Raw genomic sequence first — 17,077 nt, forward strand, 5'->3', positions numbered from 1 at the left:
CCCCGGAGCACCGGCAGAGATCACGGCAGAGAACCGGCGGAGATCACTGCCACGCGCCGACGTACCGTGAGCTGGTCAGCGAGTAGTCCACGCTGCCGCTGATCCAGTACTTCAGGCCGTTCACGTACGCGTCGACCGCGGGCGAGCCGAGCGCCTCGGTCGCGGGGGTGAGCGCCGCCATCGCGGCCACCGCCTCGTCGCGCATCGCGCCGATGCGGTCCATCGCCTCCTGGACCGTGCAGCCGGTGTGCCCGACGAGCACGCTGACGAGGTTGTTGCGGATGTTCGCCTCACTCCGCTCCTTGGCGTACGAGATGAGGTCGTTGTCCCAGACGACCACGTCGTTGGCGTGCTCGGTCATCTCGTGCACGACCGGGTGACGCCACTCGTCCACGGTGAGGCGGACCTCGGCGGCCACGTCGATCAGGGCGAAGACGGTCAGCATCGCGCCGGTCCTGCGGCGCATGAAGATGTAGTCGTCGATCGTGGGGACGACGTCGTCCTCCCGGTTGGCGGCCTCCCACACCTGCGCGAACAGGTAGTCCTTGGTCATCGCGCACCAGCGGTCGAGCTGGTCGGCGGTGGCGTGGGCGGCGATCCTGGTCCTGATGTCGAGGAGCGCCCGGGCGAAGACGTTGTCGACCGGTTCCGCGTGCTCCTCGACGACGCCGTAGAGCTGAGGCAGGGCCCGGGCGATCTCGGCCGCCCGCCGGTCCGACTCGCAGTAGGCGTCGTCGAACGCGAACAGCCACACGCACCAGTCGGTGACGAGCTGGCACAGCTCCCGGGAGGCGTACGGGTAGGTCCGGGCGCCGAGCCATCCGTAGTGGGCGAGCCGGAAACGCTCGAGCTGGTCGTCATCGGCGATCATGCCGGAGGCGGCCAGCCAGGCCAGCGTGTCCCGGTTCACCTCGTCGACGTGCGGATTCACCGCACTCGGGAAGGGGCAGGTGAGGGAGGGAAGGCGGAGGGGGCGCCCGTTGAGGGAATCCGCTTTCGCAGTAGCCATCCGACAAGCATGGTCCTAGTGGTTGAACGACGCCAGACCTCCCCCAATTACGGACACACCAGTCAGCCGGGTCGGCTCGGCGAGTTCAGCCCTCCAGGAGCGTGACGATCTCCGCGTCCCCGAACATGCGTGCGGCGTCGACGGCCGACGGGGTCCCGGCGTAGCGGTCGGCACCCAGCTCCAGCAACGCCCGCACCACCTCGGGCTCCTTCTTGAACACCGCCCCGGCGAGCGGCGTCTGCCCGCGGTCGTTGGCGAGGTCCGGGTCCGCGCCCCGCTCGCCCAGGGCGCGCACCGTGGCGGCGTGCCCGTGATAGGCCGCCAGCATCAGCAGGGTGTCGCCCTTCTGGTTGCGCAGGTTCACCGGCACGCCCGCGTCGACGTAGGCGCACAGCGCCTCGGTCCGACCCGACCTCGCGAGGTCGAAAAGCCTGGTGGCGAACTCCTCCAGCTCCGGGTCCGGCTCCATGTTCCCCATAGTCCAACGGTAAGGTCGCCGCTACCGCCCCCTGTAGCGAGCACGGTGCCGAACGCGGTGCTGAGCAAGGTGCCGAGCACGGAATCGACCGGGGGTCCCGTAGGTTCAGTAGGTAAAGACTTCGTGAGAAAGGCTGGGACACGTGTCCGACCCCACGGATCTCTATCGGCTCGACGGGGACCTGCCCGAGCTGACCGATCCGGTGCTGCTCTACCACTTCGAGGGGTTCGTCGACGCCGGCTCCGCCGGGCGGCTGGCCCTGGGGCACCTCCTCGCCGAACTGGAGCACCGGGTCATCGCGACCTTCGACGTGGACCGGCTGATCGACTACCGGTCACGCCGCCCGCCGATGACCTTCGACACCGATCACTGGAGTGACTACGACACTCCCGAGCTGGCCGTCTACCTGACCAAGGACGTCACCGGCACGCCGTTCCTCATCATGAGCGGCCCGGAGCCGGACCGGGAGTGGGAGCTGTTCACCGAGGCCGTCGGCATGCTGGTGACCCGGCTCAACGCCGGCAGGCTGGTGACCGTGCACGGGATCCCGATGGGCGTCCCGCACACCAGGCCCCTCGGCCTGACGGCCCACGCCACGCGTCCCGACCTCGTCCACGGGCAGACCAGCCCCTTCGGCAAGGTCCGCGTGCCGGGGAGCCTCGCCGCGCTCATCGAGTTCCGGCTCGGGGCCAAGGGCCACGACGCGCTCGGCTACGCGATCCACGTGCCCCACTACCTCGCCCAGGCGGAGTATCCGCAGGCCGCGGTGACCGCGCTGGAGGCCGTCACCCGGGGCACCGGACTGGTGTTCCCCATGGACACCCTCAGGGACGCGGCCGACAAGACCAACGTCGAGATCGAGGAGCAGATCGCGGCGTCCGAGGAGCTGGCCGGCGCGATCCGCGGCCTGGAGCAGCAGTACGACGCGTTCCAGTCGGGCGCCGAGCGGGAGAGCCTGCTGGCCGAGGAGACGCAGATGCCCACCGGTGACGAGCTCGCCGCCCAGTTCGAGGCGTTCCTCGCCGAGCGGGACGACCGCGACGGCTGAGCGCCGGGAAACCGCGACTGCGGCGCCCTTCCCGATCGACGCCTGAGTGCCCGATCGTCGCTCGAGTGCCCGATCGACGCCTGAGCAATAATCCGCACGAAAAGGACCACCCTCCCTCCATGTCGCTCTCCGACGCCCCCGCCATCCGTGTCGGGCTGGCCGGTTTCGGTCCGGCCGGATCCTTCTTCCACGCGCCGTTGATCGCCGCCACGCCGGGACTGCGCCTGACCGCCGTCGTCACCCGCGACCCGGCGAGAGCCGAGCTCGTCCGCGCCGGCTATCCCGGCGTGGACGTCGTCCCGGCCGCGGAGGCCCTGTGGGACCGCTGCGATCTCGTGGCGATCGCGACGCCGAACCGCACCCACGTGCCCCTGGCGGCCGAGGCGCTCAAGGCCGGACTCCCCGTGGTCGTCGACAAGCCGCTGGCCGGCACCGCCGCCGAGGCCCGCGACCTCGTACGGCTCGCGCGCGACCGCGGGCTGATGCTGACGGTCTTCCAGAACAGGCGCTGGGACGGCGACTTCCTGACGCTGCGCCGGTTGCTGCCCGAGCTGGGCGAGGTCCACCGGTTCGAGTCGCGGTTCGAGCGGTGGCGGCCGGTGCCCAAGGGCGGCTGGCGCGAGTCGGGCGGCCCCGAGGAGATCGGCGGCACCCTCTACGACCTCGGCAGTCATCTGGTGGATCAGGCGCTGCGGCTGTTCGGGCCGGTCTCCCACGTGTACGCGGAGACCGACGTCAGGCGGACCGGGGTGCGCAACGACGACGACGCGTTCGTCGCGCTGACCCACCGGAACGGGACCCGGTCCCACCTGTGGATGAGCGCGGTCGCCGCGAACCTCGGCCCGAGGTTCCGGGTGCTCGGCTCCCGCGCGTCGTACGTCAAGTGGGGGCTGGACCCGCAGGAGGAGCGCCTGCGCGCGGGCGGGCGCCCGGGCGGGGGTTCCGGCGAGGAGTCGGGCTGGGGCGCCGAGCCCTCCGAGCGCTGGGGCACGCTCGGGGTGGAGGGCGACGCCCGCCCGGTCCGCACCGAACCCGGGGCGTACCAGCGGTTCTACGAGGGCGTCGTGGCCTGTCTGCGGGACGGCGCGGCGCCCCCGGTCGAGCCGGACGACGCCGCCGAGACCATCGCCGTCCTCGAGGCCGCGGTCCTGTCGGCCACCCGCGGCCAGGTGGTGGCCCTCCCCGAGCGCACGGGGTAACCACCGAGGATTCCGGGGCCGCCGGCCGCTGTCACCGCGGAACCCCCGGGGCGGTGGAGACCCCCGGGGCCCGTCCACGTCAACGACGTCAGTCGCGGAGGCGGCCGCGCAGGGCCTCGGTGTCGGCGTCGGTCCAGCCGTGGGTGTGCAGCCAGCCGAGGGCGCCGCCGAACCGGGCGTCCAGCGTCGTCAGGAACTGGTCCATGTACTCGGGCCGTGGAAGGTGGCTGTCGGCCGGCTTAGCGTCGAGGTCCGCACGGTAGGTGCGGCTGGCGCGCAGCCGGGCGAGGATGCCCTCCAGTCGTTCGCCGGTGGCGACGTAGTCCTCGATGATCGCCTCCCGCGTCACGCCCGCCACGGCGAGCGCCAGGGCGCAGACCACGCCGGTGCGGTCCTTGCCCGCCGCGCAGTGCACCACGGCCATGCCGTCGTCGCGGGCGAGCACCCGCAGGGCCGACACCACGGAGTCGGGCCGATCGCGCAGGTAGCCGTAGTAGTAGCCGGTCACACGGAGCTCGGCCAGGTCCTTCTCGTCGCGCTCCCCCTGCCAGGGCAGCGCCCTGTCGTCGACGGTGTCGGCCTCGACGTCGGTGAGGCGCCCGCCCTCCGCGAACAGGCTGTGGTGGTGGATGCCCACCTCCGGCAGCAGGGTCAGCGGTCCGGGCCCCTCCAGGCGCACCTCGGTCTCCGACCGCAGGTCGACCACGTGCCGCAGCTTGAGGTCGCTTACGAGCAGCGCGACGTCATCCTCGGTCAGGCCCTGCAGGTTGTCGGACCGCAGGATCCGGCCGGACACCGTGGTCCCGCCGTCCTCGGTCGGCAGGCCCCCGAGGTCGCGTACGTTAGCGGCGCCTCGCAGAACAATCCAACGCTCGTTTGCATTCATCGTGCCGAGCCTATCCGTCCCTCTATGACGGAAAGATGAGTGCAGGGTGAAGCCACGCACCCGCTGTCGTATCGATCCCGTTGCTCCTGGTGCCGACCGGCGGACGCCGCCGACCCGGGGAAGTGCCCGGCGGCGGCTCAGCGCCCGATCGCCCCGGAGAGGGGACGGATCACCTTCCCGACCATGCTGTTCGCCGGAACATAGCCGAAATGGCGGGAGTCCACGCTTTCATCGGGGTTGTCGCCGAGGAGGACCAGGCACCCCGCCGGGACCAGGGTCTCCCCCGCCCGCCGGGGCACCGCGTCGGGGACCGGATCCCCGGGGACGGCGGCGACCCGCTTGACGATCCGGCTGACGGTGTCCTCGGCGCCCGGGGGCCACGCGGACCGGCCGCCCATGTCGGCCAGGCGGAGCCGCGGTTCGCGGTGCTCCTCCCAGACGGTCTCCCCCGGCTGCCGGGCGATCTCCCCCGGTGGGAGCGCCGGTCCGTCGTCCGGGACGACCGCGATGTCGGCCACCACGATGTCCCCCGGGCGCACCCGGTTGCCGGGCACGCGCCGCACCAGCACCTTGTCGCCGGGCCGGTAGGTGGGGTGCATGCTGGAGCCCAGGACGTCCGCCGCCAGCAGGGTCCTGCGCGCCCAGACCGTCGCGGCGGCGACGGCCGCGAGCGGCACGAGGACCAGGAGGAGCGGACCGGTCACCGCGAGGCCCGCTCGGGAAGGGCGTCCAGGTAACCCTCGGCCTGCATGGAGAACAGGCTCGCGTAGACGCCGCGCAACGCCATCAGCTCCTCGTGGGTGCCTCGCTCGGCCACGACCCCCTCGTCGAGCACGACCAGCATGTCGGCGTCGCGCACCGTGTTGAGCCGGTGCGAGATGAGCACGTTGGTGCGGCCCGTCCGGAACTGCCGCAGCTTGTGGTGGATCTCGTACTCGGCCTCGGCGTCCAGACCGGAGCTGGGCTCGTCCAGGATCATCAGGTCGCGCCCGGACCGCAGGTGCGCGCGGGCCAGCGCCAGCCGTTGCCACTGGCCTCCGGACAGGACCACGCCGGCACCGTCGTCGGCGCCGTTGACGTCGTCCCCTTGGAAGAACAGCCGGGACAGCAGGGTGTCGTAGGAGCGGGGCAGCCGCTCGACGAACGTGTGCGCCCCGGACCGCTCGGCGGCGGCGGCGATGCGGTCGCGGTCGGTCACGTACGCCAGGTCGCCCAGGCCGATGTTCTCCGCGGCGGTCAGGTCGTACTCCATGTAGTCCTGGAAAACCGCGCCGATGCGGGCGCGCAGCTCGGCGGGATCGAGGTCGCGCAGGTCCACGCCGTTCCACAGTACGGCGCCGCGCTCGGGATCGTACATCCGGCACAGCAGCTTGATCAGGGTGCTCTTGCCCGCGCCGTTGCGGCCGATCAGCCCCACGGTCCGTCCGTTCGGGATGGTGAGGTTCAGGCCGCGCAGCACCCAGGGGTGGTCGGGAGAGTAGCGGAACCACACGTCCTTGAAGACGATGCCCTGCTCCAGCGGAGTGATGGCCGTGGGCGGGGAGGCGACGGGCAGGTCGGGCCCGGCGGCGACGACCTGGAGGTAGTGGTCGAACAGGATCAACTGCTGGTGGAAACCGGCGATGGTGTGCACCAGCGACGTGGCCGCGCTCTGCACGCCGCCGACCGAGGCCACCAGTAAAGAGATGTCACCGATGCTGATGTCGCCGCCGGCTGCGGCCAGCACCGACCAGAACAGCGTCCCGCTCGCCACCGCGGTGCCGAGCAGGCCGATCAGCGCCTGGGCGCTGATCTGGCGCAGGTCCATCCGCCGGTTCTCGACGTTGGACCTGCGCCGCTGGGTCGTCATGCGCTCGCGCAGGTAGGCGCCGATGCCGAACAGCCGGATCTCCTTGGCGGCCTGGGTGCTGGTGAGCAGGTCGCGGAAGAACATCTCCCGGCGTTCGATCGGGCTCAACCGCCACGACAGGTTCGCCCGGCTGCGGGCCAGCCACAACTCGGTGGCCAGCACCGGGACGGCCGAGGCCAGGATCACCACCGGCATCCAGGGGGAGATGACCAGCAGCGAGCCGAGGAAGCCCAGGCCGGTGACGACGGAGCTGACCGTCGAGAGGATGGCCGAGACCAGCACGCCGGGGGTGGTGCCTCCGTGCTGCATGGCCATCTGGATCCGGTTGAGGAAGACCGGGTCCTCGAACCTGGCCATCCCCACGAACCGCTCGGTCGCCGTGAACAGGCGTTCCTGGGCCAGGAGTCCGACGCGGCGTTCGGTCTCGCGGGAGGCGTACTGGGTGAGATTCGGGATCAGACCGGTCACCAGGCCGGCGGCGGCGAGTCCGACGGCTTTGCCGAGCACCGCGCCGGGCCCGGCTCCGGCGATGATGTCGTCCAGCACCAGTTTGGTCAGCCACGCCGTCACCACCGGCATCGGCGCGGTCAGCAGGGTGAGCGCGACGAACACCATGGTGAACCACGGGCTGGCGCGCCAGGTCAGCCGCAGCGCTTCGACGATTCCGCGCATCGATCAGACCTTTTCCAGGGCGATCGCCACGTCCTGGATCAGCGTGCCCGAGGCGCGCACCACACCGCCGGGCTCGATGATTCCCAGCGCCGGGTATGCCTTGGCCCCCAGCGACGTGCAGAGCGGACCGCCGTAGGTGTCCTCCACCACCACGGTGGCGACCGGCTTCAGCAACTCGGCCTTCTCCTCGGTGCCTTCGGCGCCGATCACCAGGGCCAGGACGCGCTCCCGCCCTCCGGGGAAGGCCTCGGCGAACCGGAGGAACTCGGGAAACCGATCCTCACACGCGGAGCAGCCGATCGAGAACGCCGCCACCAGCGTGGAGGTCTCATCGAAGAACGTCTCATCGACCGGCGCGCCGTCCACGGTGGTGGTGCTGAACGCGCTCGTCCGCTCCCCCGCCACCCGCATCACCGGCGGGAAGTGATTTCCCTGCATGAACCCGGAGGGGTTCGCCAACAGCTCGTTCTGGGTCCTCAACCGCCGGGCCATGCCCAGGGTGAGGACGGTGTTAAGGACGCACAGCACGCCGACGACGACGACGAGCACCGCCACGATGTTCAACACGACAACCCCCAGATTCAACGGTCATGTCGCCGCTCTCGGCGACGGATCAGGCGAACGGCTGGAACAGTTCGGCGATGTCCTCGGTGAGCAGCACCAGGCCGGCTCCCAGCAGGCCGGCGACCGTCGCCGTGAAGACACCGATCGGCTCCAGGGTCAGCGAGGTGGTGCTGAAGGCGAGTACCGCCCCGGTCGACGAGGCGGCCAGCAGCACGCCGTTCCGGATGAGCTGAGCCGGTCCCACCGGCGTGGACGAGGTGCCGAAGCAGTTGCAGGCCACCCGCCGCCGAGAGCGCACCGCCATCGTGATGGCGGCCGTGAACGCGGCCAGCAGCACCATCGCGATCACGAACCCGACGCCGACCGTCGCCGGAACGGCGAGCAGGAGGGCCGCGGTGAGCTCACCGGCGATGACCGCGGGCGGCACGAGTGCCCGCGGGATCAGCGGCGCCTTGGGCGTCAGTTCCCCGGCGGCGATGCGGAAGGAGGTGTACGCGCTGCGGCTGCGCACCTTGCTCACCGCCGACGCCACGAAGACCGCGCCGATCAGAAGACGGCAGCAGACCAGGACATACTCCATGAAAACCCCTAATAGGTGCCGCGACTTTTCGGTCAATCTAGAAACCTCGCGCATGGAAACGGCATGGCCCGAGACCATGACCGATCGCATAGGGGACAGTCACCCCTCGTGTCCGGCGGCTGCTACCGAAACGCCGGGATCCCGGACCCCGCCCCCTCGATCACGGAGATCGACGGAATGCGCGGGAAACGAGGAAGGCGCCGTGACCGTTTCAACGGTCACGGCGCCCTCTGCGCGTCGGAAGGCTCCCGAACCCGGTCAGCCCCGGACCGTCAGGTCATCCGGCCGGCTCCTCAACCGATCAGTACGGCGCGCGCCCGGAGGCGTCCGGCACGCACCGACCGGACCAGGAGACGGACAGGTCTGCGGCGGTCACCCTGCGGAACACCCTGTGACCCGGTCTGCCCGACGGGAACCGGCCCCGGACGGAATCGACCGGGGCGGACCCGATCAGGGGCAGGTGTTGTACGGTCCGGGCACGCACGGGCACGGGTACCAGGGAGTGAAGTCTCCGTACTGGTTGTATCCACCGCAGACCGACGTGCCACACGGCCGGGTCTCCAGCAGGGTCACCGTGCTACCGCACTTCCTGAACTTCTTCATGCTGCTCGACGTGGCGTAGGGGAGGCTGCTGTTGGTGTAGCACGGCTCCACCGTCCAGTACTCGGTGCACGGCGCCGCCCCAGCCTGCGTGGCGGGCACCAGGCGCTCCAGCAGTCGGTCGGCGAGCGACCGAACAGTTCCGATCATCACATGGCCTTCTCTCTTCCGGCGGCCCCTCACGGGAGCCGAAGTGCTGCGACACGGCCAACGTAGGGATCATGTGCATGGAACCGGCATGGTGCGAGAACATGACCAGAGCACCCCGGCCGATGTCACTTGACGGTCAAGTTCACACCCAGTGCGCGGCAAAGAGCCGTAATGTATGGCGTCGCGGGCGCTTCTCGATCATCGGATCCGGTGCGACGATCGGGAGCGCCGCCGCCACGGACCCCGCACCAGGCAGCGACACCCCACATGGAGGACCCGGATGGCACGGCCGGCTCACCGGTTGACCATGGCCGCTCTCGCCCTCGCCGTCAGCGGCACGACCATGGCGCTTGCCACGGCGCCCGTCCAGGCGGAGTCCTCCACGTCCGCGACCGCCCTGCGGCACCCCGCGTCCTCCGCCGCGCCGAAGCCCGCGGCGGCCGGCGGGCACCGGAAGGCCGCGCCGGGGCCGGGCGGCGAGGCGCCCGTACGGCGGCGCCTGGTCGGCGCGTGGACCACCTCGACCGACCGGGTCCCGGCGGCACTCGGCGGACAGACCGTGCGGATGGTCGTGCGCGCCAGCATCGGCGGCAGCGGCATGCGCCTGCGCCTGTCCAACCTCTTCGGCGCGGCCCCGGTGACGTTCGCGAACGTCCACGTGGGCGTCCAGGCGTACGGCGCGGAGATCCTCACAGGCACCAACCGGCCGGTGACCTTCCGCGGGCGCGCCTCGGTGAAGGTGGCGCCGCGCCAGGCCGTCTGGAGCGACCCGATCCCGGGCCGCGTCGCCGGCGGCTCCGCCGTCGTCGTCAGCCTCCACCTCCCCGGCACGGTCAACGGGGTCACCGGGCACGAACGCGCCTACAGCACCACGTATCTGTCCGACCCGGGTGACCACGCGGCCGAGGAGAGCGGTGAGGGCTTCACCTACACCAGCACGCAGTGGTACTTCCTCGACCGCCTCGCGGTGGAGGCGGGCGCGGCCACCGTCGGTTCCGTGGTCGCGTTCGGCGACTCGATCACCGACGGCGCCGGCCAGGCCGTCGACGCCAACCGCCGGTGGACCGATTATCTGCGGCAGCGGCTGGCCCATGAGGCGCCGTCGCGGCGGCTGGGGGTGCTCAACGCCGGCATCTCCGGAAACCGGCTGCTGCGGCCCAACGTCGGCCCGAGCGGCGTCACCCGGTTCTACCGCGACGCGCTGTCCCAGCCGGGGGTGCGCACGGTGGTGGTCTACGAGGGGATCAACGACATCGCCCGGGGCGAGTACACCTCGATCAAGCCGATCGTGTACGGGTACAAGCGGCTGATCCGCGAGGCGCACGCCCGCAAGGTCAAGGTGCTGGGCGCCACGCTCACCCCCTTCTACGGCTGGAGCACCTGGACTCCGGAGCGCGAGGAGGTCAGGCAGCGGCTGAACGCCTGGATCCGCACGAGCAAGGCGTTCGACGGGGTCCTCGACTTCGACCGGGCCGTGCGCGACCCCGAGTTCCCCGAGCAGCTGGCCCTGTCGTACGACTCGGGTGATCATCTGCACCTGAGCGACGCCGGGCGGCGTGCGCTCGCCGACGCGGTGAACCTGCGCCTCCTCTAATTTCGGACCGGCCGCGGGATCGCTACGGTGTGACCCATGGTCGCCCCCCTTGAGCCAGACGACCCGCGAACGCTCGGCGGGTTCCGTATCAGCGGACGGCTCGGCGAGGGCGGCCAAGGCGTCGTCTACCTGGGCCACGCGCCCGACGGCGCACCGGTCGCGGTGAAGGTGCTCAAGACCGGGCTTGATCCCGTCGTCCGGGCCCGGCTGTCGCGTGAACTCGACGCCCTGCGCGGCGTCGCTCCCTTCTGCACCGCCCGGGTGATCACGGCGATGGTGGACGGGCGCGAGCCGTACGTCGTGAGCGAGTTCGTCGACGGCCCCTCGCTCCAGCAGCGGGTGAGCGCGTCGGGGCCGCTGCGCGGAGGCGAGCTGGAACGGCTCGCGGTGGGAACGGCGACCGCGCTGGCGGCGATCCACGGCGCGGGCATCGTGCACCGCGACTTCAAACCGGGCAACGTGCTGCTGGGGCCGGACGGTCCCCGCGTGGTCGACTTCGGCATCGCCCGCCAGGGCGAGAGCGAGACGATCACCGCGGGCCCGGTGGGCACCCCGGCCTACCTGGCGCCCGAGCACATCGCGGGTCATCCGGCCACACCCGCCTCCGACGTGTTCGCGTGGGGGGCGACGATCGTCTTCGCCGCGACCGGCCGGGCGGCGTTCGGCGCCGACAACGTCGCCGCCGTGCTGCACCGGATCATGACGACCTTCCCGGACCTGACACCGCTGCCCCCGCCCCTGCGCGCGCTGGTCGGCCGCTGCCTCGCCAAGGACCCCGCCGCCCGCCCGGCCGCCCGCGACCTGCTGCTCGAACTGGTCGGCACCGCGCCCGGGCCGCTGCCTGCCGGCGCGAGCGCGTACGGCGTCCCGCCCGGGCCGGCGCCTGCGGGCGCGAGCGCGCACGTCGGTCCGCCCGCCGCGCCCGCGCCGCCGCACGGCCCGTCCCTGTCGCCGGTGACGTCGCCGTCGGCGGGCCGGGGTGGAGAGGAGACCGTTCCCGGAGGCGGCCGCGGGAGATCCCGCGCCCGCGTCCTGGCCGGGGCCGGCGCGGTAGTGGCGGCCCTCGGGATCACCGCGGCGCTGCTGGTCCCGCGCCTGGCCGCGCTGTCGGCCGGCCCGTCCCCGGCGCCTACGGCGAGCGCCCCCGCGCGGAGCACGTACGCCGCGGACCCGACGCCGACCGGCGCCGCGGCCACGGACGCCCCGTCCGGCGGCACGGACGGGACCTACCCTTCGACCGCCTCCGGCCCGAAGACCATCCCGCAGGCGTTCGCGGGCAAGTGGCAGGGTCACATCGCGCCCACCGCGGGCCTCCTCACGAGTGAGTACGACATCGAGATCGAGCTGAAGCGCGGCGAGAAGTCCGGCAGGTGGAAGGAGCCGGCGAACTCGTGTGAGGGCACGTTGCGGCTGACCGGCGGCTCCGGCTCCGCGCTCACGTTCCGGCTGGAAGACGCCCAGGAGTGCGTCCCGGGCGACGTCGTGCTCACGCGCGAGGGCGACGGTCTCGCCTACCGCCACACCGACGACCTCGGGCTGTTCGCCTACGAGGGGACTCTCACCAGGGACTCCTGAAATCGTCTCGGGCTCAGCGCCTCCCGGGAGCCCTCGCGGCCCCGGCCGCGAGGGGGATCGCCGGCAGTCCGAGAAGGACAAGCTGGGTCTGGCGCTGGTCGAGAGAGTTCTGGCAGGGGAGCAGCACCGCCACCGCCAGGCATGTCAGGGCGAGCCACCACGCCGGATGCCAGGCGAACTCCCATGGGCCGACACGCGCGCGGCCCGTCTCCGATTCGCGGTTCACGGCGCCGAGGATGGCGTCCCGCACGTGTGAGCCGGTTGAAGGGCTCGAGGACGAGAGCCGGTACTCCCTGGACAGGACCGGTGTGATCCCCCCGGCGCCGGGTAGTGCGAGCGCGTCCACGCACAGGAGGAACCCATGGCAACCGACGTCATCAGCCTGATCAAGGAAGATCACCGCGACGTGGAGTCGCTGTTCGAGCGGCTCCAGAAGATGCCGGAGAACCGCCCGGCCCTGCTCGCGGAGCTGGCGGCGAAGTTCGTCGCGCACAGCGAGGGCGAGGAGGACGAGGTCTACCCCGTGCTCGCCAAGCGGCGGCCCGAGGAGAAGGAGGAGGTCCACCACGGCGCGGAGGAGCACCACGAGGCCGAGGAGATGTTCTCCCAGCTCCTGGAGGCCGACCCGGACGGCCCCGAGTTCGACACGCTTCTGCAGGAGCTCATCGGGGCGGTGACGCACCACGTCGAGGAGGAGGAGAACGACATCCTCCCGGTCCTGGAGAAGGCCGTCCCCTTCGAGGAGCGGGTCCGGCTCGGCAAGGCCTTCAGCAAGCGGAAGGCCGAGGTGCTGGCCGCCCCGCTCAAGCTGCGCTCGCGGACCAAGGACGAGCTGTTGCACCAGGCCAAGGAGCTGGGGATCGACGGCGCTTCCGGGATGACCAAGGACGAGCTCGTCACCGCCGTCAAGCGGAAGAAGCAGCAGGGCTGAGACATCCCCCGTCGCGGCGCCGGACGTCTCACAGGCAGGCGTACAGCGCCGCGACCATGGGCTCCCACCTCGGGTCGGGTCCCGCCGCGCTGACGACGAGACGGCTCGGCGTGTAGGCGAAGGCCACCCCCGCGTCCGGGTCGGCGAAGGCGAGCGCCCCGCCCGAGCCGCTGTGCCCGAAGGCGCGCGGGTTCGGCGCGAACGGCCGGATTTCGCAAGGGAGCATGTAGCCCAGCGCGAACCTGGTCCGCGCCAGCAGGACCTTGTCGTGTCCCTCGCTGCGGGGCGCGACGGCCCGACCCAGCACGTCCGGGCCGAGGATCCCGCCCGTGCCCCCGGCGGCGCGCCTCCGGCACGACACGAGCCGGCCGTACAGGGTGGCGAGGGCTCTGGCGGTTGCGTGCCCGTTGGACGCGGGGATCTCGGCGGCCCGCCAGCGCGCCGTGTTGGCCAGACCGGGTGTGAGCTGCTCTGCGGGGTTCGCGAAGGCCATCATCGTGATCGAGCCGGGCTCGGACAGTGCTGCCGTCAACGCCGCCGGCGGATCGTCCCCCGCCTGCGGCGGGGCGAGGTAGGCCGCACGGCCCGCCTCCGAGCGGGGCAGGCCGATCCACAGGCCGGGGACGCCCAGCTCGTCGCGGACCAGGTCGCGGATCGGCCGCCCGCCCACACGGCGCAGCACCTCCCCGACGAGCCAGCCGAAGGTGACCGCGTGGTAGCCGTGCCGCTCCCCCGGCGTCCACCACGGACTCTCGGCCGCCAGTGCTGCGGTCATCGCGTCCCAGTCGAACAGGGAGCCCGGCGGCAGCTCCCGGCGTACGGCGGGCAGCCCGGCCCGGTGCGCGAGCAGGTCGGCGATGGTGGTGGAGGTGGCGAACTCCGGCCAGTAACGGGCCACCGGGGCGTCCAGATCGAGCAGCCCGCGCTGGACGTACAGGTGCGCGAGCGTCGCCAGCATTCCCTTGGACGCGGAGAAGACGTTGACGACCGTGTCCCGCTCCCAGGGCCGTACGCCGTCGGCATCGGCCGTGCCCTGCCAGAGGTCCACGACCAGGCGCCCGCCCGCGTACACGGCGAGGGCGGCGCCGCCTCCCGCTCCTCCGTCCGTCTCCCGGAACGCGTCGGCGACGGCCGCGAAGGCCGGATCACACCGCATGGACATCCTCCAAATTGTTCAACCTTAGTTGCGAAACCATGGTTGAGTATCGGAGCATCGGAACGTGGTGTCAAGCGACCTGACCCTGCTGTTCACGGCTCTGTCCGCGGCCTGCGACGCCGAGGTGCGCGCCCTGATGGCCGCCGCCGGGCACGACCAGGTGCGCACCGTGCACGGATACGTCTTCCAGCACCTTCTCGCCGGTCCCATACGGGTCTCCGACCTGGCCGGGCTGCTCGGCATGACCCCGCAGGGCGCCTCCAAGGTGGCGGCGGAGATGGAGCGCATCGGCTACGTGGCACGCCGGACCGACCCCGGCGACCAGCGGGCACGGATGATCGAGCTGACGCCGCACGGCAGGGCCGCCGTCGAGGCGGGCCGGGCCGCCCGCGAGGCGGTCTCCGCCCGGATGCTCGGCCTGCTCGACGCGCCCGGGGAGTTCCTCGCGTCGCTCAACCGCCTCGGGGAGGAGACCGGCGCGCTGCGCGAGCTCCTCGCCCGCCGGCTGCGCCCCTGATCAGGTGAGCGCGGGGACCAGGCGGACGAGGTCGGCGAGGCCGTCGGCGACGAGATCGGCCCGGGCGGCGTCCGGGCGGGCGGCGTGGAGGTAGCCCCACGGCCCCCGGCGCAGCAGGGCGGTCCGCATCCCGGCGCGCGCGGCGGGCAGGACGTCGTTGTCGAGCCGGTCGCCCACGTACAGGATCTGCCCGGGCTCATGGCCGCAGACCGCCGCGACCTTGGCGAAGAACGCCGGGTCGGGCTTCTCCACGCCCCAGCCGGCCGAAGTGTGGATCCCGTCGACCGGCAGTTCCATCGCGACCAGCGCGTCGTACGCCTGCGGCGGCTGGTTGCCCGCGACGACCAGGTCGTATCCGGCCTCCCGCAGGGCCGTGAGGGCGGGCCGCACGTCCGGGTAGAGGTCGTCGGCGTCGAAGTTCTCGCGCAGCCCGTCCGGGTCCTCGCGCCGCCACGCCTCGATCTCGGCGTCGAGGTCGATCCCCGGCCTGACCAGTTCGAACGCCTCTCCGTGCCCGAGGTCGAGTGCGGCCATGCCGCCGAGGACGCCCATGAAGGTCAGGCGCGGCACGCCCAGCCGGTCGGCCCACCGGGACCAGATCCGGGTCTCGTCGATGAGCGTCTCCCCCACGTCGAACACGAGCGCCCGGACCATGAACGTCCTCCCCATCCGTCCTGATTACGGCAGCCACTCTACGAGGTGCCGTAACATCCCCGGACGTGAGCGAGACTCGGTATGCCCTGAACGGCATGGTGTGCACTGTCGATCATCTGGCCTCCGCGGCGGGCGTCGCCACCCTCGACAGGGGCGGCAACGCGGTGGACGCGGCCATCGCCGCCAACGCCGTGCTGGCGGTCACCGCCCCGCACATGTGCGGTCTCGGCGGCGACCTCTTCGCCCTCGTCCACGACGGAGGCGACGACGGTGCCGTGAGCGCGCTCAACGCCTCGGGGCGGGCGGGCTCGGGCGCCGACCCCGCCCGGCTGCGGGCGGAGGGTCTCGACCGGATGCCCCACCTGTACGACATCCGTTCGGTCCCGGTGCCCGGCTGCGCCGACGGGTGGCTCGCGCTGCACGAGCGCTATGCCCGCCTGCCGCTGGCCGATCTGCTGGCCCCCGCGATCCGCCTCGCGACCGAGGGTTTCCCCGCCTCCCCGCTGCTCGGGCCCGTCGCGGACTTCGTCGGCACCCTGCCCGGGGCCGGGGACTTCGCGGCCGCCCGCCGCCCCGGGGACGTGATCCGCAGGCCCGGCGTCGCCAGAGCCCTCACCGCGCTCGGGGAGGGCGGCCGGGCGGGGTTCTACCAGGGCGAGTTCGGCGATGGACTGCTGAAACTGGGCGGCGGCGAGTACACCGAGGAGGACCTGGCCCGGCCCAACGCCGACTGGGTGGAGCCGCTGAGCGCCGAGGTGTTCGGGCACCGCGTCTGGACCGTTCCGCCGAACTCCCAGGGCTACCTGCTTCTGCTGGCCCTGGAGATCCTCGCGGAGCTCGGCCCGCCCGCCGACCCGGCCGACCCGCACTGGGCGCATCTGCTGGTGGAGTCGGCCAGGGCGGCCGGGCACGACCGGCTCGACGTCCTGCACGAGGAGGCCGTGGCGCCGCTCGGCACGGCCGCCGCCCGCAGCGCGCTGGTCGACCCCGGACGGCGCTCCCCGTTGCCCGACGTTCCCGCCGGGCCGGGCGACACGACGTACCTGTGCGTGGTCGACGGCGACGGCATGGGCGTCTCGCTCATCCAGTCGAACGCGTCGGGCTTCGGCAGCCTGCTCTTCGAGCCCACCACCGGGATCAACCTGCACAACCGCGGCATCGGCTTCTCGCTCGCACCCGGCCACCCCGCGGAGTACGGCCCGCGCCGCCGGCCGCCCCACACGCTGTGCCCGGCGCTGGTCACCCGGCCGGACGGGACGCTGCGCACCGTCCTCGGCACGATGGGCGGCGACGCGCAGCCGCAGATCCTGCTGCAGCTGGTCACCCGTCTGCTCGCGCACGGCCAGACGCCCGGCGAGGTGATCGGCGCGCCGCGCTGGGAGCTCGGCACCGGCGGCACCGGCTTCGACACCTGGCGGTCCGTCCCACAGGTGGAGGTCGAGGAGGGCGCGCCGTGGGCGGACGGCCTGCGCGAGCGCGGCCACACCGTCGAGACGATGGAGTACGGCTCCAACTTCGGCCACGCCCACCTGATCGACCTCCTGCCGTCGGGCGTGCTCGCCGGGGCGGCCGACCCGCGCGCGCTGATCGGCGCCGCGCTCGGCCGCTGAGCCGG

Annotated in this window: 18 protein-coding genes; 7 read left to right on the forward strand and 11 right to left on the reverse strand. The window is 72.2% G+C overall.

Annotation, left to right across the window (positions count from 1 at the left end; all coding sequences use genetic code 11):
- Nucleotides 1-43: 43 nt before the first annotated feature.
- Both ACWEQG_RS07660 and ACWEQG_RS07665 read right to left on the reverse strand, forming a co-directional pair.
- On the reverse strand, nt 44-931 hold the full coding sequence (locus tag ACWEQG_RS07660; protein ID WP_363470646.1) for a 4-epi-cubebol synthase: 888 nt from the start codon (nt 929-931) through the stop codon (nt 44-46).
- A 163-nt stretch (nt 932-1,094) separates the two neighbouring features.
- Nucleotides 1,095-1,487: an ankyrin repeat domain-containing protein gene (locus ACWEQG_RS07665; RefSeq protein WP_452282678.1), complete on the reverse strand. Its 393-nt coding sequence runs from the start codon at nt 1,485-1,487 to the stop codon at nt 1,095-1,097.
- 142 nt (nt 1,488-1,629) lie between these two features.
- Here ACWEQG_RS07665 and ACWEQG_RS07670 point away from each other — a divergent pair, with 142 nt between their 5' ends.
- Entirely contained in the window at nt 1,630-2,535 is a 906-nt protein-coding gene (locus ACWEQG_RS07670) for a proteasome assembly chaperone family protein (protein ID WP_363470640.1), read from the forward strand.
- Nucleotides 2,536-2,654: 119 nt separating this feature from the next.
- On the forward strand, nt 2,655-3,734 hold the full coding sequence (locus tag ACWEQG_RS07675; protein ID WP_452282680.1) for a Gfo/Idh/MocA family oxidoreductase: 1,080 nt from the start codon (nt 2,655-2,657) through the stop codon (nt 3,732-3,734).
- A gap of 88 nt (nt 3,735-3,822) precedes the next feature.
- On the opposite strand, the gene ACWEQG_RS07680 is transcribed toward ACWEQG_RS07675, so the two are convergent.
- The 6 genes from ACWEQG_RS07680 to ACWEQG_RS07705 all read right to left on the reverse strand — a co-directional run bounded on the left by ACWEQG_RS07680 (nt 3,823) and on the right by ACWEQG_RS07705 (nt 9,035).
- The gene (locus tag ACWEQG_RS07680; protein ID WP_452282682.1) at nt 3,823-4,620 is read right to left on the reverse strand and encodes a tyrosine-protein phosphatase; all 798 of its coding nucleotides are present in this window, start codon (nt 4,618-4,620) and stop codon (nt 3,823-3,825) included.
- A 137-nt stretch (nt 4,621-4,757) separates the two neighbouring features.
- On the reverse strand, nt 4,758-5,324 hold the full coding sequence (locus tag ACWEQG_RS07685) for a S26 family signal peptidase (protein ID WP_452282684.1): 567 nt from the start codon (nt 5,322-5,324) through the stop codon (nt 4,758-4,760).
- A complete protein-coding gene (locus ACWEQG_RS07690; protein WP_452282686.1) occupies nt 5,321-7,141 on the reverse strand; it encodes an ABC transporter ATP-binding protein in 1,821 nt (606 codons plus the stop codon). The genes ACWEQG_RS07685 and ACWEQG_RS07690 overlap by 4 nt, the downstream gene beginning before the upstream one ends.
- A gap of 3 nt (nt 7,142-7,144) precedes the next feature.
- Nucleotides 7,145-7,708, reverse strand: coding sequence for a hypothetical protein (locus ACWEQG_RS07695; protein WP_452282688.1), 564 nt, complete (start codon nt 7,706-7,708; stop codon nt 7,145-7,147).
- Between the two features lie 46 nt (nt 7,709-7,754).
- Entirely contained in the window at nt 7,755-8,285 is a 531-nt protein-coding gene (locus ACWEQG_RS07700) for a MauE/DoxX family redox-associated membrane protein (protein WP_452282690.1), read from the reverse strand.
- A gap of 450 nt (nt 8,286-8,735) precedes the next feature.
- Nucleotides 8,736-9,035, reverse strand: a complete 300-nt coding sequence (locus ACWEQG_RS07705) for a hypothetical protein (RefSeq protein WP_363470621.1) — start codon at nt 9,033-9,035, stop codon at nt 8,736-8,738.
- 280 nt (nt 9,036-9,315) lie between these two features.
- On the opposite strand from ACWEQG_RS07705, the gene ACWEQG_RS07710 reads away from it, so the two are divergent.
- Nucleotides 9,316-10,629 carry an SGNH/GDSL hydrolase family protein gene (locus tag ACWEQG_RS07710; protein WP_452282692.1) on the forward strand — a complete coding sequence of 438 codons (1,314 nt, stop codon included), beginning with the start codon at nt 9,316-9,318 and terminating at the stop codon, nt 10,627-10,629.
- Nucleotides 10,630-10,665: 36 nt separating this feature from the next.
- Complete coding sequence (locus ACWEQG_RS07715) at nt 10,666-12,204, forward strand: serine/threonine protein kinase (protein ID WP_452282694.1); 1,539 nt, start codon at nt 10,666-10,668, stop codon at nt 12,202-12,204.
- A gap of 13 nt (nt 12,205-12,217) precedes the next feature.
- Here ACWEQG_RS07715 and ACWEQG_RS07720 read toward each other — a convergent pair whose 3' ends face one another.
- Nucleotides 12,218-12,430 (reverse strand): hypothetical protein, encoded by a 213-nt coding sequence (locus ACWEQG_RS07720; protein ID WP_452282696.1) that lies wholly within the window; start codon nt 12,428-12,430, stop codon nt 12,218-12,220.
- Between the two features lie 135 nt (nt 12,431-12,565).
- On the opposite strand from ACWEQG_RS07720, the gene ACWEQG_RS07725 reads away from it, so the two are divergent.
- Nucleotides 12,566-13,135, forward strand: coding sequence for a hemerythrin domain-containing protein (locus tag ACWEQG_RS07725; protein WP_452282698.1), 570 nt, complete (start codon nt 12,566-12,568; stop codon nt 13,133-13,135).
- Nucleotides 13,136-13,163: 28 nt separating this feature from the next.
- Here ACWEQG_RS07725 and ACWEQG_RS07730 read toward each other — a convergent pair whose 3' ends face one another.
- Entirely contained in the window at nt 13,164-14,291 is a 1,128-nt protein-coding gene (locus ACWEQG_RS07730; RefSeq protein ID WP_452282700.1) for a serine hydrolase domain-containing protein, read from the reverse strand.
- A 64-nt stretch (nt 14,292-14,355) separates the two neighbouring features.
- Here ACWEQG_RS07730 and ACWEQG_RS07735 point away from each other — a divergent pair, with 64 nt between their 5' ends.
- Nucleotides 14,356-14,808, forward strand: coding sequence for a MarR family winged helix-turn-helix transcriptional regulator (locus tag ACWEQG_RS07735; protein WP_452282702.1), 453 nt, complete (start codon nt 14,356-14,358; stop codon nt 14,806-14,808).
- On the opposite strand, the gene ACWEQG_RS07740 is transcribed toward ACWEQG_RS07735, so the two are convergent.
- Nucleotides 14,809-15,477 carry an HAD family hydrolase gene (locus tag ACWEQG_RS07740; RefSeq protein ID WP_452282704.1) on the reverse strand — a complete coding sequence of 223 codons (669 nt, stop codon included), beginning with the start codon at nt 15,475-15,477 and terminating at the stop codon, nt 14,809-14,811.
- 50 nt (nt 15,478-15,527) lie between these two features.
- On the opposite strand from ACWEQG_RS07740, the gene ACWEQG_RS07745 reads away from it, so the two are divergent.
- On the forward strand, nt 15,528-17,072 hold the full coding sequence (locus ACWEQG_RS07745) for a gamma-glutamyltransferase family protein (protein WP_452282706.1): 1,545 nt from the start codon (nt 15,528-15,530) through the stop codon (nt 17,070-17,072).
- Nucleotides 17,073-17,077: the final 5 nt, after the last annotated feature.

The organism is Microbispora sp. NPDC004025 (assembly GCF_053604425.1).

Bases quoted from the DNA above. Each gene is read 5' to 3' on its own strand.
- ACWEQG_RS07680 (WP_452282682.1), bottom strand. From the start codon at position 4,620: ATGAATGCAAACGAGCGTTGGATTGTTCTGCGAGGCGCCGCTAACGTA.
- ACWEQG_RS07710 (WP_452282692.1), top strand. From the start codon at position 9,316: ATGGCACGGCCGGCTCACCGGTTGACCATGGCCGCTCTCGCCCTCGCC.
- ACWEQG_RS07715 (WP_452282694.1), top strand. From the start codon at position 10,666: ATGGTCGCCCCCCTTGAGCCAGACGACCCGCGAACGCTCGGCGGGTTC.
- ACWEQG_RS07665 (WP_452282678.1), bottom strand. From the start codon at position 1,487: ATGGGGAACATGGAGCCGGACCCGGAGCTGGAGGAGTTCGCCACCAGG.
- ACWEQG_RS07690 (WP_452282686.1), bottom strand. From the start codon at position 7,141: ATGCGCGGAATCGTCGAAGCGCTGCGGCTGACCTGGCGCGCCAGCCCG.
- ACWEQG_RS07675 (WP_452282680.1), top strand. From the start codon at position 2,655: ATGTCGCTCTCCGACGCCCCCGCCATCCGTGTCGGGCTGGCCGGTTTC.
- ACWEQG_RS07700 (WP_452282690.1), bottom strand. From the start codon at position 8,285: ATGGAGTATGTCCTGGTCTGCTGCCGTCTTCTGATCGGCGCGGTCTTC.
- ACWEQG_RS07705 (WP_363470621.1), bottom strand. From the start codon at position 9,035: ATGATCGGAACTGTTCGGTCGCTCGCCGACCGACTGCTGGAGCGCCTG.
- ACWEQG_RS07730 (WP_452282700.1), bottom strand. From the start codon at position 14,291: ATGCGGTGTGATCCGGCCTTCGCGGCCGTCGCCGACGCGTTCCGGGAG.
- ACWEQG_RS07740 (WP_452282704.1), bottom strand. From the start codon at position 15,477: ATGGGGAGGACGTTCATGGTCCGGGCGCTCGTGTTCGACGTGGGGGAG.
- ACWEQG_RS07725 (WP_452282698.1), top strand. From the start codon at position 12,566: ATGGCAACCGACGTCATCAGCCTGATCAAGGAAGATCACCGCGACGTG.